The organism is Sphingomonas sp. BK069, from assembly GCF_014193405.1.
Classification (GTDB): Bacteria; Pseudomonadota; Alphaproteobacteria; order Sphingomonadales; family Sphingomonadaceae; genus Sphingomonas.
In genome coordinates, this window is the sequence record NZ_JACHZH010000006.1 from 18,387 (window position 1) to 32,601 (window position 14,215).

Annotated in this window: 12 protein-coding genes; 6 read left to right on the plus strand and 6 right to left on the minus strand. The window is 70.0% G+C overall.

Going from position 1 to position 14,215, the window contains the following annotated elements; translation table 11 throughout:
- The gene (locus FHY02_RS17075) at positions 1-693 is read left to right on the plus strand and encodes an HAD family hydrolase (protein ID WP_183924441.1); all 693 of its coding nucleotides are present in this window, start codon (positions 1-3) and stop codon (positions 691-693) included.
- Positions 694-864: 171 nt separating this feature from the next.
- Here FHY02_RS17075 and FHY02_RS17080 read toward each other — a convergent pair whose 3' ends face one another.
- Positions 865-3,180 carry a TonB-dependent receptor gene (locus tag FHY02_RS17080; protein WP_221198711.1) on the minus strand — a complete coding sequence of 772 codons (2,316 nt, stop codon included), beginning with the start codon at positions 3,178-3,180 and terminating at the stop codon, positions 865-867.
- A 292-nt stretch (positions 3,181-3,472) separates the two neighbouring features.
- On the opposite strand from FHY02_RS17080, the gene FHY02_RS17085 reads away from it, so the two are divergent.
- The 4 genes from FHY02_RS17085 to FHY02_RS17100 all read left to right on the plus strand — a co-directional run bounded on the left by FHY02_RS17085 (position 3,473) and on the right by FHY02_RS17100 (position 8,359).
- The gene (locus tag FHY02_RS17085) at positions 3,473-3,865 is read left to right on the plus strand and encodes a hypothetical protein (RefSeq protein WP_183924445.1); all 393 of its coding nucleotides are present in this window, start codon (positions 3,473-3,475) and stop codon (positions 3,863-3,865) included.
- 20 nt (positions 3,866-3,885) lie between these two features.
- Complete coding sequence (locus FHY02_RS17090) at positions 3,886-5,205, plus strand: cystathionine gamma-synthase family protein (protein ID WP_183924447.1); 1,320 nt, start codon at positions 3,886-3,888, stop codon at positions 5,203-5,205.
- Positions 5,206-5,230: 25 nt separating this feature from the next.
- Positions 5,231-5,629, plus strand: coding sequence for a LysR family transcriptional regulator (locus tag FHY02_RS17095; RefSeq protein WP_183924449.1), 399 nt, complete (start codon positions 5,231-5,233; stop codon positions 5,627-5,629).
- A gap of 174 nt (positions 5,630-5,803) precedes the next feature.
- On the plus strand, positions 5,804-8,359 hold the full coding sequence (locus FHY02_RS17100; RefSeq protein ID WP_183924451.1) for a TonB-dependent receptor: 2,556 nt from the start codon (positions 5,804-5,806) through the stop codon (positions 8,357-8,359).
- A gap of 236 nt (positions 8,360-8,595) precedes the next feature.
- On the opposite strand, the gene FHY02_RS17105 is transcribed toward FHY02_RS17100, so the two are convergent.
- From FHY02_RS17105 to FHY02_RS17125, 5 genes are all read right to left on the minus strand, one after another.
- On the minus strand, positions 8,596-9,927 hold the full coding sequence (locus FHY02_RS17105; protein ID WP_183924453.1) for a HAMP domain-containing sensor histidine kinase: 1,332 nt from the start codon (positions 9,925-9,927) through the stop codon (positions 8,596-8,598).
- 2 nt (positions 9,928-9,929) lie between these two features.
- Entirely contained in the window at positions 9,930-10,610 is a 681-nt protein-coding gene (locus FHY02_RS17110) for a response regulator transcription factor (protein ID WP_183924455.1), read from the minus strand.
- 310 nt (positions 10,611-10,920) lie between these two features.
- Positions 10,921-12,090 carry a glutathionylspermidine synthase family protein gene (locus tag FHY02_RS17115; RefSeq protein ID WP_183924457.1) on the minus strand — a complete coding sequence of 390 codons (1,170 nt, stop codon included), beginning with the start codon at positions 12,088-12,090 and terminating at the stop codon, positions 10,921-10,923.
- A 14-nt stretch (positions 12,091-12,104) separates the two neighbouring features.
- Entirely contained in the window at positions 12,105-12,845 is a 741-nt protein-coding gene (locus FHY02_RS17120) for a PspA/IM30 family protein (protein WP_183924459.1), read from the minus strand.
- Between the two features lie 28 nt (positions 12,846-12,873).
- Complete coding sequence (locus FHY02_RS17125; RefSeq protein WP_221190308.1) at positions 12,874-13,302, minus strand: YjfI family protein; 429 nt, start codon at positions 13,300-13,302, stop codon at positions 12,874-12,876.
- 87 nt (positions 13,303-13,389) lie between these two features.
- Here FHY02_RS17125 and FHY02_RS17130 point away from each other — a divergent pair, with 87 nt between their 5' ends.
- Positions 13,390-14,031: a DUF2491 family protein gene (locus FHY02_RS17130; protein ID WP_183924461.1), complete on the plus strand. Its 642-nt coding sequence runs from the start codon at positions 13,390-13,392 to the stop codon at positions 14,029-14,031.
- Positions 14,032-14,215 lie beyond the last annotated feature (184 nt).

Below are 14,215 nucleotides of genomic sequence, written 5' to 3' on the forward strand. Positions count from 1 at the left end.
ATGACCATCGACCTCGTGTGCCTCGATGCCGACGATACCTTGTGGCACAATATGCGCTTCTTCGATGCGGCCGAGCAGGCCTTCGCCGAGCTGGTCGCGCCCTTCGCCGCGGCGCCCGCGGCGCGCGCGCGCATGGAGGCGATCGAGGTGCGCAATCTCAAGCGCTACGGCTATGGCGCGAAGAGTTTCACGCTCTCGATGATCGAGACCGCGCTGGAGCTCGCCGGCGACGACTTGCCCGCGGCGAGCGCGCGGCGGCTGCTCGAGATCGGGCGGACCCTGCTCGACCATCCGGTGGAGCTGCTCGACGACGTCGCCGCCACGCTGGAGCGGCTCGCCGCGAGCGCGCGGCTGGTGCTGGTGACGAAGGGCGACCTGCTCCACCAGGAGGTCAAGCTCGCCGCCTCGGGCCTGGGGCAGCTGTTCACCGGCGTGGAGATCGTCAGCGACAAGCGCGCTGACACGTTCGTTCGGGTGTTTCACCGTTACGGCTGCGCGCCCGAGCGAGCGGTGATGGCGGGCGACTCGATGCGCTCGGACGTGCTGCCCGCGCTGGAGGCGGGGGCGTGGGGCGCCTACATCCCGCAGCCGCTGGCGTGGAGCCACGAGGTCGCCGCGGCGCCGGCGGCGCACCCGCGCTTCCGCCAGCTGGCGCGGCTGGGCGAGCTGCCCGACTGGATCGCGACGTTGTGAGGAGGGCGAAGGCCCGCTGCCCTGTTATCGCCGTTCCCCGGCGAAGACCGGGGCCCCGTCGGGGGAGGTAGCGGGTCGACCACGACGGTCTGCCCAGCTGGACCCCGGCCTTCGCCGGGGAACGGCTTTGGGAGAGGAGGCGGGATCATCGCCACCCCTCCCGCCGTCACCTCAGTTGAAGCGGCCCGCGAGCGAGATGCCCACCACGCGCGGCTCGTTGAACACCGCGGCGTTGTAGTTCTCGATCACGCCCTTGAGGTTCTTCTCGTCGGTGATGTTGCGCGCGAAGGCGGCGATCTCATACTTGCCGTCGGCGGTGGTGTAGCCGACCTTGAGCCCCAGCTCGAGATTGCCGTCGGCGTAGAACTCGCGCGTCTTGTACAGCACCAGGTTGGTGTAGCCCTGCACGTTGAGGTCGCTCGAGACGAAGAGGTTGCCCTCGTTCGTCAGCGGGATGTCGTAGCGGACCGCGGCGTCGAGCTGCCAGCGCGGCGCGTTGGGCAGCGGGTTGCCGTCGATCTGCGCCAGCACCGCGGGCTGGCCGAAGATCGTACGCGTGATCGTCGGGTCCTGCACCGTGCAGGTCACCACGCCGCCGAAGGCGCAGACCTGGGCATAGACCTGCTTGTCCTTGATCTCGGTGTGGATCGCGCTGCCGCCCAGCGAGAAGGTGATGTTGCGGATCGGCCGCCACTCCAGCTCGGCCTCGACGCCATAGGCATCGGCATGGTCGGCGTTGAACAGCACGCCGTTGCCGTCGGCGTCGTTGCCGTTGAGCTGGATGTCCTTGACGCGATAGGTGAAGGCCGTCGCGTTAAGGCGCAGGTTGCTGGTCGGCCGCGACTTCACGCCCGCCTCATAGGACATGATCGTCTCGGAGTCGGCGGTGGTGAAGGGCGTGTTGAAGACGGCCGAGCGGCCCTGGATCGTCGGGCCGCGGAAGCCGCGCGCGACGCGGGCGTAGACGCTGGTGGCGTCGTCCAGCTCGTACAGCGCCGAGACGTCCCAGCTCGGCTCCTTGCCGGAGAGCTTCACGCTGCGCGGCGCGCTCGCGGGGAAGGTCTCGGTGGTGCCGGCGGCGTTGCGGCCCGAGCGGACCAGCTCGGTGCGCTTGTCGTCCTCGGTGTAGCGCGCGCCCGCGGTCAGCGTCAGCCGGTCCGCGAGACGATAGCTCGCCTGGCCGAACACCGCCCAGCTGGTGTTCACGTTGTGCAGCCGCACCCAGTTGTTGGGATTGTAGCCGGTCGTGCCCGGGCGCAGGAAGAAACCGCGCTGGTAGAAGTCGGTGACGTCGCGGCTGTCGAAGTAGAAGCCGCCGAACTGCCATTTGAACGCGCCGTCGCCGTTGCTGGCGAGCCGCAGCTCCTGCGTCCACTGGTCGAGGTCGCGGACACGCCCCTCGCTCTGGCCGAAGCCGACGCCGCCGAAGTTGACCGCGGCGCCGCCGTCGGTGTCGCCGCGGCTGTAGCCCGAGGTGGTCTCATAGCCGGTGATCGAGGTCAGCGTCGCCGCGCCGAAGTCCCACGCGGCGTTCACTGACCCACCATAGGTCTTGTAGGCCTGCGGGTTGCCGTCGGCCTCGTCGAGCGCGACCTGGTCGCGCGGCTCGCGGTTGATGTTGTTCTGCCCGCGCAGCAGCGCGCCGCGGTGGAAGATCGTCGAGGTGCCCTCGTAGGAGCGGACATGGCCCGAGACGTTGACCGACAGGTCCTCGGTCGGCGTGAACAGCAGCTGGAGCCGCGCGTCGCGCTCGTCGAAGCCGCCGAGCTGGTCGCGCCCGCCGCGCGTGCCGTCCGCCCCGGTGCCGGTGAAGGTGTTGTCGACCCAATTGTCGCGGTGCTGGTACAGGCCGGAGAGTCGGATCGCGATCTTGTCCTGCACGATCGGGCCGCCGACGCCGCCGTCGAAGGTGACGGTGTTGTAGCTGCCGTAGGACGCGTTGAAGCGGCTGCTCCATGTCTGGCCCGGGCGGATCGTGTCGAACTTGATGATGCCGGCGGTGGTGTTGCGCCCGAACAGCGAGCCCTGCGGGCCGCGCAGCACCTCGACGTTGGCGACGTCATAGACCGGGTTGGACTTCAGCACGACGTGCTCGAGCACGATGTCGTCCTGGATGATCGACACCGGCTGCGACGCGCCGAGATAGAAATCGATGTTGCCCAGACCGCGGATGTAGAAGCGCGGGAAGATGCGCCCCGTGGTGGTCTCGGCGTAGAGGCCGGGGACGCGACCGGCGAGCGCCAGTGCGTCCTCGCCGCCGGCCTGGAAGGTGCGCAGCGAGTCGCCGTCGACCACCGCGACCGAGACGGGCACGCGCTGGATGTTCTCGCTGCGGCGCTCGGCGGTGACGACCACCTCGCCCAGCCCGTCGTCCGCTCCGGTAGCGGCGGGCGCGGCGGCGGGCACGTCCTGCGCCAGCGCGGGCTGGGCCAGCGCGGCGAGGCCGATGGCGGCGGTGGCGAGCAGGATCGACTTGGGTGAGCGCATGATGTCCTCTTGTCTGTTCGCGGCAAGAGGCATGGGGCGACGCCGCGGTGCGGTCAGCGCACCGGTTCACCGTCGCACGAGGCCCCCTGGCGGCCCCTCGATCCATGCGGCTCCCCCCGCGGGGCACGCGCTAGAACGCGATTGTGTCGGGAACGTGAAATGTTGCGGTCTATTTCTCGGCGACGTCACGGGGCGCGGACGGTCCGCGTCGTATGACGTACCGCTGTTCCCGACTCGCCGCCTCGTGCGTTACACGTCCCGCGGGGGCTTCTGAGACGAACGAGGTAAGGTCATGCGTTTCCTCCCCACCTTCGCCACGGCGGCGCTGCTGAGCGCGGGCGCGATCGCCGCCGCCCCGCGCGACCGCGCGCCCGACGCCGATTATCAGAAGCTGATCGCGGGGAAGACCGCGGGCAAGCCGCAGGAGTGTATCGACACCCGATTCACCCGACCCGACCTCTCCGCCTACGGTACCAAGCTGGTCTACCGCGTGAGCAACAAGCTGGTCTATGTCAGCGAGACCGGCGGCGGGTGCGAGCGGGTGCGCCGCGGCGACACCCTGGTCACGCGCCAATATCAGACCCGGCTGTGCCGCGGCGACATCGCGCAGACGGTCGATCTGCCCGCGCGCATTCCCACGGGCAGTTGCGCGCTCGGCGCTTTCGTGCCCTATCGGGCGCCGTAAGTATCAGGAGAAACGATCGCATGGCCGACGAACCCACTGAGCAGGAGCTGACCGGGGTCGAGACCCGCGTCTCGCCCAAGCCCGAGGTCGACGCGATCGGCGGGCGCAAGCTCAAGCCCGCGACGCTGATGATGGGCCACGGCTACGACCCGACGCTGTCGGAAGGCGCGCTGAAGCCGCCGGTGTTTCTCACCTCCACCTTCGTCTTCCCCAACGCGGCGGCGGGCAAGCGCCATTTCGAGGGTGTCACCGGCAAGCGGCCCGGCGGCGCGGCGGGGCTGGTCTACTCGCGCTTCAACGGCCCCAACCAGGAGATCCTGGAGGACCGGCTCGGCATCTGGGAGGGCGCCGAGGACGCGCTGACCTTCTCCAGCGGCATGGCCGCGATCGCCACCTTGTTCCTGTCGCTGGTGCGTCCGGGTGACACGATCGTTCACTCGGGCCCGCTCTACGCCGCGACCGAGACGCTGATCGCGCGCGTGCTCGGCCGCTTCGGCGTCCACTGGCTCGACTTCCCCGCGGGCGCGACGCGCGAGGAGATCGACACGGTCCTGTCCAAGGCCGCCTCGGGCCGGGTCGCGCTGATCTACCTGGAGAGCCCGGCCAATCCGACCAACGCCTTGGTCGACGTCGAGGCGGTCGCCGCCAGCCGCGACGCGATCTGGGGCAGCGCCGCGGAGAAGCCGCCGATCGCGATCGACAACACCTTCCTCGGCCCGCTCTGGTCGCAGCCGCTCCAGCACGGCGCCGACGTGGTGGTGTACAGCCTCACCAAATATGCCGGCGGCCACTCCGACCTGGTCGCGGGCGGGGTGCTCGGGTCCAAGGCGGTGATCGACACGATCCGCGCGATGCGCAACACGATCGGCACGATCTGCGATCCCAACACCGCCTGGATGCTGCTGCGCAGCCTCGAGACGCTCGAGTTGCGAATGAGCCGCGCCGGCGAGAATGCCGCCAAGGTGTGCGCCTTCCTGCGCGACCACCCCAAGGTGGAGCATGTCGGCTATCTCGGCTTCCTCGCCGAGGCGGAGGGGCGGCAGGCCGACATCTACCGGCGCCATTGCACCGGCGGCGGCTCGACCTTCTCGCTGTACCTCAAGGGCGGCGAGGCCGAGGCGTTCCGCTTCCTCGACTCGCTCAAGATCGCCAAGCTGGCGGTCAGCCTCGGCGGCACCGAGACGCTGGCGAGCCATCCCGCGGCGATGACCCACCTGTCGGTGCCCGACGCGCGCAAGCAGGCGCTGGGGATCACCGACAATCTGGTGCGGATCTCGATCGGCGTGGAGGATGCCGACGACCTGATCGCCGACATGGAGCAGGCGCTGGCGGCGATCTGAGCCGCTGGCGCTCCCTCTCGCGCGCGTGCGGCACGGTCCGCTCAAGCTGAAGGCGCAGCTGCTGTGCGGTGACTCGATCGCGTTCGGGCCGGGCAAGGCCGACCTGCTCGACGCGATCGACGCGCACGGATCGATCTCCGCGGCGGGGCGCGCGCTGGGGATGAGCTACCGCCGCACCTGGCTGCTGGTCGACGAGATGAACCGCTGCTGGCAGGACCGTTTGGTCGCGACCGGGCGCGGTGGCGGCGGCGGCGCGCGGCTGACCGACGCCGGGCGCAAGGTGCTCGCGGCCTATCGCGCGCTGGAGGCCGCGATCGACGCCGCGGTGGAGTCCACCGCCGCGTTCGAGCGGCTGGGGCAGGGGCTGCGCGACGCGCCGCTGCCGCCGGGGACAGAGCCCGCGGCGCGGCGCGGTGCGGCGTGATCCGGGCGGTGTCGAAGATCGCCCCAAGTAGAGGGGCGATCGTGCCAGATGAAGAATGATGAAAATAAGATGAGATGAAGAAGTCGCGCTGCGTCACCGAACCGTAACGGTAGCGCCGCGCAACCCTCCTATCGGCCCCGCACAGGCCAACGTGCCGTAGAGGGGTTGAAGTTCATGTCGTATCTATCGCGTCGCCGCCTGCATCTGCTCGCGGGCATCGCCGCGCTCGCCGTCCCGGGTCACGCGCTCGCCGCACCCGGCGGGGCCGCGCCCACCGCCGCCGCCGACCCGAGCGCCGCGCCCGACGCCGCCGCTCCCGACGCGGCGCAGCCCGGCGGACTCGACGAGGTGGTGGTCACCGCGACGCGGCGCGAGACCAACCTTCAATCGACGCCGGTCGCGATCAACGTGCTCAGCACCCAGGCGCTGCAGGACCGCCACGTGCAGAGCCTGTACGACCTCGCCGACGGCGCGGTGCCCAGCCTGCGCGTCGCCACCTTCGAGGCCCGCCAGTCGGCGCTGACGGTCGGCATCCGTGGCATCGTCCCGCTCGATGCCAACCAGCCCGCGCGAGAGCAGGGCGTCGGCATCTATATCGACGGTGTCTACCTCGGCCGCCAGCACGGCCTCAACGCCGCGCTGTTCGACGTCGAGCGGGTCGAGGTGCTCAAGGGTCCGCAGGGCACGTTGTTCGGGCGCAATACCGAGGGCGGCGCGCTCAACGTCGTCACGCGCGCGCCGTCGGGCGAGTTCGAGGGACGCATGCGCGCGGGCATCGGCAATTACGGCGCCTACAACGGCGAGCTGCACCTCGACTTGCCCGAATATCACAACGTCAGCGTCAAGGTCGACGGCGTCGTCCAATACCAGGGGCCGACCATCAAGAACCCGCTCGCGGGTCAGGCGGGCTTCAACTATTACGATCGCCGCGGCGGCCGCATCGCGGCGCGGTGGAAGCCGTTCGAGGGGCTGACCGACGACTTCTCCTACGACTACGGGCTCGACAAGAACTCGCCCTTTTACAGCCAGCTGCTCAACTACAATCCGAACGGTTGTGCCGCCGGTCCGGTCAGCAATGCCCCCAATTGCGTGCTGCCGGGCACCAGCTACAGCTCGCTCACCGGCACGGTGAAGCCGCTGCTGCCGGGCGTGGTGGTCAACGGCACGAGCCGGATGAAGACGGCCGACCTCGGCGTGCCGCAGCAGCCCAGCGTCGACCAGACGCATGGCTTTACCAACCTGCTCAAGTACAAGGCCTCGCCCGAGGTGGAACTGCGCTCGATCACGGCGTGGCGCGGCGTCAACGCGACCCAGTGGGACAATTCGGGTGGCGCGCACCGCGTGCCCGTGGTGAACCTGACCGCCGCCTGCACCGCCGCGGCGCCGTGCGGTTTCAGCCGCTACAGCCTCGCCGACCTGCATCAGAACCAGTTCAGCCAGGAGTTCCAGGCGGTCGGCACGCTCAACCGGTTCGACTATGTCGCGGGCCTTTATTACTTCAACGAGCATGTCACCGACGACGCGGCGACGCCTAATTCGAACGGCGCGGTCGCGGTGCTCAACGCCGCCGGCCAAGTGACCGGGGCCAATTACGTCATCCTCGATCCCTGCCGCGGCTCGAGCGGCTTCGGCTCGCAGCCGGGCTGCCGCTCGATCGACCGGGCCTCGGAGGTCTGGTCGAAGAGCTACGCCGGCTACGGCCAGATCACCTGGAACCCGCTCGACGTGCTCCACCTCACCGCGGGCGGTCGCTACACGCACGACACCAAGCGCGGCGAGCTGCACTATTCGCGCAACGTGAACTATGACGTGAACACCGCGGCGGCGACGGCGGCGGGCTATCAGCCGCTCGATCGGACGTGGGATCGCTTCAACCCCGCGCTTACCGTCGCCGTCGACGTCACCCAGGACGTCCATGCCTACGCCAAATATGCCACGGGCTACCGCGCCGGCGGCGCCAGCTCGCGCACCGCCAACTACCAGTCGTTCGGTCCGGAGGACATCAAGTCCTATGAGATCGGGCTCAAGTCCGACTTCTGGGACCATCGCGCCCGATTGAACCTCGCCGGCTATTTCATGGACCGTAAGGACAGCCAGGTCGACATCAGCTCGATCCAGCCGTTCAACGGCAGCAACTTCAACAATCTGGTGACGATCAATGCGCCGGGCACGACCAAGATCAGGGGCATAGAGGCGGATCTGACGCTCAACCCGGTGGAAGGGCTGACGCTCAACGGATCGTACGCCTACACCTATACCAAGATCCCGCCGGTGCTGATCAACTATACGGCGGGCGGGGTGACGAGCAGCGTCGAGCAGAACTTCTACATCGTCTTCACGCCGCGCAACGCCGCGAGCGGCGCGATCGACTATCGCGTGCCGGTGGGCGAGGGCAGCACCACCTTCCGCGTCCACTTCGACGGCAATTACGCCCAGTCGACACAGGCCTTCGACCAGTTCGCCACGCGTGCCGACGCCTCGCTGATCTTCAACGGGCGGATCGCGCTCGCGGATATCGCGCTGGGTGAGGGCAAGCAGAAGCTCGAGGTCGCGCTGTGGGGCCGCAACCTGTTCGACGAGCAGTACGTGTATCGACGCGACCCGTCGAACAGCCTGCCGGCGGCACCGACCAGCAGCGTGAGCGCGGGCAACATCAACAACGTGCTGGGCGACTACGGCAATTTCAACGCGGCGCGGACGTTCGGGCTGGAAGCGCTGCTGCACTTCTGAGCCGGGGGGCAGGGCGGCTCGCCTAGGCGGCGCGCTAGCCCCGGCTCCCCCTACGCACTGCCGTCATCCTGAACTCGTTTCAGGATCCACCCCTCCGCGCACCCCCTGCGCGTGTGCGGCACCGTGGATCCTGAGACGAGCTCAGGATGACGCCGCTCGAGCAGGCAGCACGATCGATCGCGACACCAGCGTGCCGCTGATCCACCTGAGCCACGCCGCCGCCCGCTCCCTCGCGCCTACGCACCCTCCACCCGCAGCGTCATCACCGCCTCCAGTCCCGGCGCGGCGTCGGTGAGGGTCAGCGTGCCGCCGTGGAGCCGCGCCACCGCCTCGATCAGTGGCAGCCCCAGCCCATGGCCGGGCCGATGCCGGCTGGTCTCGAGCCGACCGAAGCGGCGCAGCGCCAGCGCGTGCGCCTCGGCCGGGATCCCCGGTCCGTCGTCGCGCACGCGCAGCGCTGCCATCTCCCCTACGCGCGCCAGCGTCACCGCCACGCTCGTTCCCGCCGGCGTGTGGTGGAGCGCGTTCTCGATGAGGTTGAGCAACGCCTGGCTCAGCAGCTGCGGGTCGCCGCGTACCGTCAGCGGCGCGAACGGGCCACCGCTCAGCTCCTGGCCGCGCTCCGACGCGGCCGCGGCGAGCGTCTCGCATGCCTGCTCCGCCAGCGCGGCGAGGTCGACCGGGCGGAAGCCGGCGCGGCGCTCGCCCGCGGTCACCTCGGCGATGCGCAGGATCGCGGCGAACAGCGCGAGCACGTCGTCGCATGCCGCCAGCACCGCCTCCAGCTCCTCGCCGGACACGCTCGGCCGCTCGGCCAGCCGCGCCAGTCGCGCGCGCAGCCGAGCCAGCGGGGTACGGAGGTCGTGCGCCACGTCGCTGCTGACCTCGCGCAATTGCTCGACCAGCGCGGCGATGCGATCAAGCGCGCGGTTGAACGCTTCTGCCTGGGCGGCGAAGGCGCCGCCGCGTGCCGGCACGGGGACGCGTCGACTGAGATCGCCGTCGATGATCGCCGCGGCGGTGGCACGCACCTCGCCGATGCGGCGACGGACGATCCAGCCGAAGCTGGCGGTGCCCGCGAGCACCACCGCGAGCAGCGCGCCGAAGCCGATGAGGTAGAGCCGCACGCGCGTCGCGCCATAGCCGTCGATCGGCTCGGTCTCCGCGATCGTGATCAGCCGCAGCCCGCCGCCCGCGTCGCGCGCCTGCGCGCGGCCGGCGCTCAGCCCGACGATGCCGTCACGCCGCTTCAGCGTGGTGAAGCCGAGCGGCACCGCCCGTTCCAGCACGACGTTGCCGCCGATCCGCCGCCCGCGCGAATCCTCCAGCTCAAAGCCGATGTCGCCGGTGTCGCGGCGGCGGGAGAAGGCGTCGATGCGGCGCAGGATCGCGCGCGAATCACCCGGTGCCATCGCGCTCAGCATCGCGTCGCCGACCTCGCCGATGCGCCGATCGACCGCGCTCACCACCGCGGCGCGCGACGCGGCATAGGTGAGATAGCCCGCGAGCACCGCCGCCGCGGCGAAGGCGGCGAGGAAGAACAGGGTCAGCGCGCGCAGCGACGACATGCTCAGGCGCGCAGCATATAGCCGACGCTGCGTTTGGTGACGATCGGGTCGGTCTCGCCGGGCGCGCACAATTTGCGCCGCAGCGAGCGCACCTGGACGTCGACGATGTTGGTGCTGGGCTCGAAGTCATAGCCCCAGACGCGCTCGATCAGCATCGCCCGGGTCAGATAGCTGCCCGCGTGGCGCGCCAGCTCGGCCAGCAAGCCGAACTCGAGCTTGGCGAGATCGAGCGCGCGGCCGTTGCGCCAGGCGCGGTGCTGGCCGGGGCTGACGACGATGTCACCCGCGCGCAGCGTATCGCCGTCGCCGCCCTGCTGCTGCCAACCACGCGCGCGCAGCAGCGCACGCAACCGCGCCTCGATCTCGCTGGCGGGCGTGGGCTTGACGACGTAATCGTCCGCGCCCGCCTCCAGCCCGTCGACCTTCTCGACCGATCGGCCGAGGGCGGACAGCATCAGGACGGGCAGCGTCTGGCCGCGCTCGCGCGCGTGGCGCACCACCGCGGCGCCGTCCATCTGCGGCAGCATGCGATCGAGGATCACCGCGTCATAGCGGTCGCGCTCCAGCGCGAGCAGCGCATCGCGGCCGTTGTCGGCGACGGTCACCTGATGGTCGAGCGCGGCGAGATCCTCGCGCAGCGCGGCGGCATAATCACGGTCGTCCTCGACGATCAGCAGCTTCATCGCGTCCTCGTTGCCCCGGCCTCTCCTTCTTAGGCGGCGGGGCGGCGAAACTCACGCGCGATCGGCCGAGCGGGTATGGGAAGGGCGGGGCGAGTGGTGGCGGGTGGGAAGGCTCGAGTCGGTTGCTGGCAGAGGGCCACCCATCACTTCTCCGTCATCCTGAACTCGTCTCAGGACCCACGGTCCCGCAGCCACCTCCTGCTGTGAGAGTGCGGCACGGTGGATCCTGAAACGAGTTCAGGATGACGCTCGGGGGAAAGTGGAGCCATGCCGCCGCATCCCCACCCCACATCCGCGCCATCCGACAAAGTCACACGATCGCGTGCGGCACGTAGCGTGCGAGGTCGCGCGTGATCGGGCCGTCGTCCTCGCGCATCGACAGCGCCACCGGCTCGTCGCCGACGATCCACGATCCCACCACCGCGTGCTGGCCGTCGAACACCGGCAGCGGCTGATAGGCTTGGATGATGTGCCCCTCCTCGCCGTAGCCGCCCGCCAGCGGCGCGGCCGCGTCGCCGTCTTCGGCGCCGACCAGGGCGATGTCCCAGCCCTCGCGCGAGAAGAGCGGCTTGCGGACGTGGCGCGGGCCGATCGCGGCGGCGCCCTCCGCGTCGTCGGCGAAGGCGGCGGGGAGCAGATTGGGGTGGCCGCGGTGGCGCTCCCACAGCAGGGGCAGGATGCCCTTGTTCGACAGCAGCGCCTTCCACGCCGGCTCGAGGAACAGGGTTTTGGTCGTCGGCAGCTGCGCGGCATAGGGTTCGCGCAGCATGTCCTCCCAGGGATAGAGCTTGAACAGCGCGCCGATCAGCAGCGACTCGTCGTCGACGAAGGCGCCCTCGGCGTCCACGCCGATCCGGTCGATCGCGACGAACTGCGGGTCGAGCCCGGCCTGGCGCGCGGCCTCCTCGAGATAGCGCACCGTCTGCCGGTCCTCGATCGAGTCCGCCACGCTGCTGAAATGGACGAGGCTGCGCGGCGTGAACAGGGTCGCGAACCGTTCCAGCAGCGCGTCGTGTAGGCGGTTATACTGGTCGGCGTCGGCCGGCAGCGTGCCGTCGGCGACGCGATCCTCCAGCCACTGCCACTGGAACAGCGCGGTCTCGTACAGGCTGGTCGGCGTGTCGGCGTTATACTCGAGCAACTTGGCCGGGCCGGTGCCGTCATAGGCGAAGTCGAACCGGCCATAGAGCGACGGCGCTTTCGCGCGCCACGACGCCGCCACCATGTCGCGCATCTCGGCCGGGATGGCGAGCCGCTGCATCAGCGCGTCGCTCGCCACCACCTCCTCGACCAGGGCGAGACAGAGCTGGTGCAGCTCGCCCGAGGGCGCCTCGATCCGCTCCTCGATCTCGTCGAGCGAGAAGCGGTAATAAGCGCGCTCGTCCCAGTAACGCTCGCCGTCGAGATGGTGGAAGGTGAAGCCCATCGCGCGCGCGGTCTCCTCCCATCCGGGACGCTCGCCGCTGACGATCCGCTCCACCCGCCGCCGCCCGCTCAGTCGCGCGACGTGTCGCGGCTGCGGTCGTCGAGCCGCAGCGGTTCGCCGCTCTGCTTCGGCGCCGCCAGCCGCGCGAGGATGTCGTCCGCGCTGCTCGAGCCCGGCAGCAGCCCCGCGGCCTGGAGCTTGGCATCGAGGTCGGCGCCGGTGCGCATGTCCTCCAGCTCGGCCGAGGCACGGAACTTCTCCTCGCGCACTGCCTGGCGCTCCTTGAGCCGCTTGAGGCTGTCCGCCGCCGAGCCGAGCTGCGACGAGGCGCCGCTGGTGTTGGCGGCGATCGCCGCCTGCGCCTGCTGCACGCTCTCGTTGGCGCGCACCACGTCGACCTCGCGGCGGAGCGACTCGATCTTGCCGTCGCCCGACTTGATGATGCCGCGCATCCGGTCCTCGGCGGTGCGCATCTCCTCCACCTGCGGGCGCTTGCCGCCGAGCTCCTGCTCGATCGTCGCCAGCCGCTGCGCCACTTCGCGCGCGAGGTCCATGTCGCCGCGCGCCATCGCCGCGCGCGCCGACGCCTCATATTTCTCCTGCTGCGCGGCGAGTGCCTCGATGTCCTTCTCGATCAGGCGGCGCTTGGCGGTGAGCGTGGCGAGGTCGTCGCGCGCCTTGGCCTGCGCCGCGCCGGCGTCGCGGATCTGCTGGTCGAGGATCGTCAGCGCGCGCGCGTCGACCACCGACTGACCCGCCTCGTGCGCGCTGCCGCGAACCAGGGTGACGAACTGCTTCCACATCGACATGACGTATCGGTCCTTGAGGGAATGAGGGTCAGGCGGCGGCGAAGGCGTCGCGCAGGTCGGCGGCGGCGTCCAGCGCGTTCTGCGCCAGCACGCGCAGCTCGATCAGGATCTCGCGCTCGCTCGACTCGATCGAGAGCTCGCCGATCAGCTCGTAATATTCGCGCCCGTCCAGCTCGGTGATGGCGAAGTTGGACAAAGGCACCAGCTTCTGCGCCTTGAGCAGGAAGCGGTTGAACTTCTCCGCCTCGGGCTGCTCGTCGACCGGCCACAGCAGGGTGGAGACGACGATCTGCTCGCCCGCGCAGCTGACGAACACCGCGAGGTCGCCGTGATCGCGCATCGTCACGCGCAGCACCGGCTCGGCCGACTCGATCCGCTCGACGCTCAGCTCGTCGCGGTGCGCGCCGAGCGCGTCCGCCAGCCGACCGATCGTCCATACCCGCGCCGTGTCGCTCACCGATCGCTGCTCCTGCCGTTCACGCCTGTTGACACCCCCCGCATTAGCCCGCACCCGTGGGCAAGGAAAGGCGCGACGGGTGACGGCATGATCTTCGGCAGCCTCTTCGGCGGCGGGCGCGACGAGGCGGCGCGACCCAGCGTGGCGGTGGTGCGCGACATCACGATCGGGCGGATGGTGCGGCTCGACCCGCTGGCGTGGCGGCGGCTGAGCGGCGGCGTGTTCACGCTCGACCGCGATACGCTCGAGATCACCGCGCAGGGGCTGATCAAGCTGGACGACGGCGGCTACGTCCACCGCTTTTACACCGACGACGAGCTGATGCTCCAGGCGGTGAGCCAGCAGGCGGACGGCAGCGACGCCGACGATTTCACGCTCTTCCGCCCCTGGTCCTCCACCTACGCCAGCGGCGGCTGGGACGACGCCGCCTTCCGCGAGCGCATGACCAGGCCCGAGTGGGTCGAGGGCGGGCTGCCGCCGTTCCGCCGCTACTGGTACGAGGGCGACGACCGCGTCCAGCCGCCGGTGCAATTGTGGGAGGCGCTCTACTACGAGCGCGACGGCGCGCCGGTGAAGCATATCCGCCAGCAATGCATGCTCTACGCGCGCGACCTCGCGCCCGAGGGGCAGGAGCTGCTGCTCGCGGTCGCCACCAGCCCCGAGGGCGGCGACACGACGCACGACCTGATGGTGGGGCTGCCGCTGTCGCCGGCGGAGTTCAGCGCGTGAGCCGCGCCGCTCTTGCTCTTTCCCATCCGGTCATCCCCGCTACCCTCTCGTCATCCCCGCGAAGGCGGGGATCCAGACACGCTGGCGTCGGCGCTGGAGCCGCATCGTCAGCGTCTATGGATCCCCGCCTTCGCGGGGATGACGGGGGTGGGAGAGCGCGGCGCTAGTCTCCGGCGTTTAGACA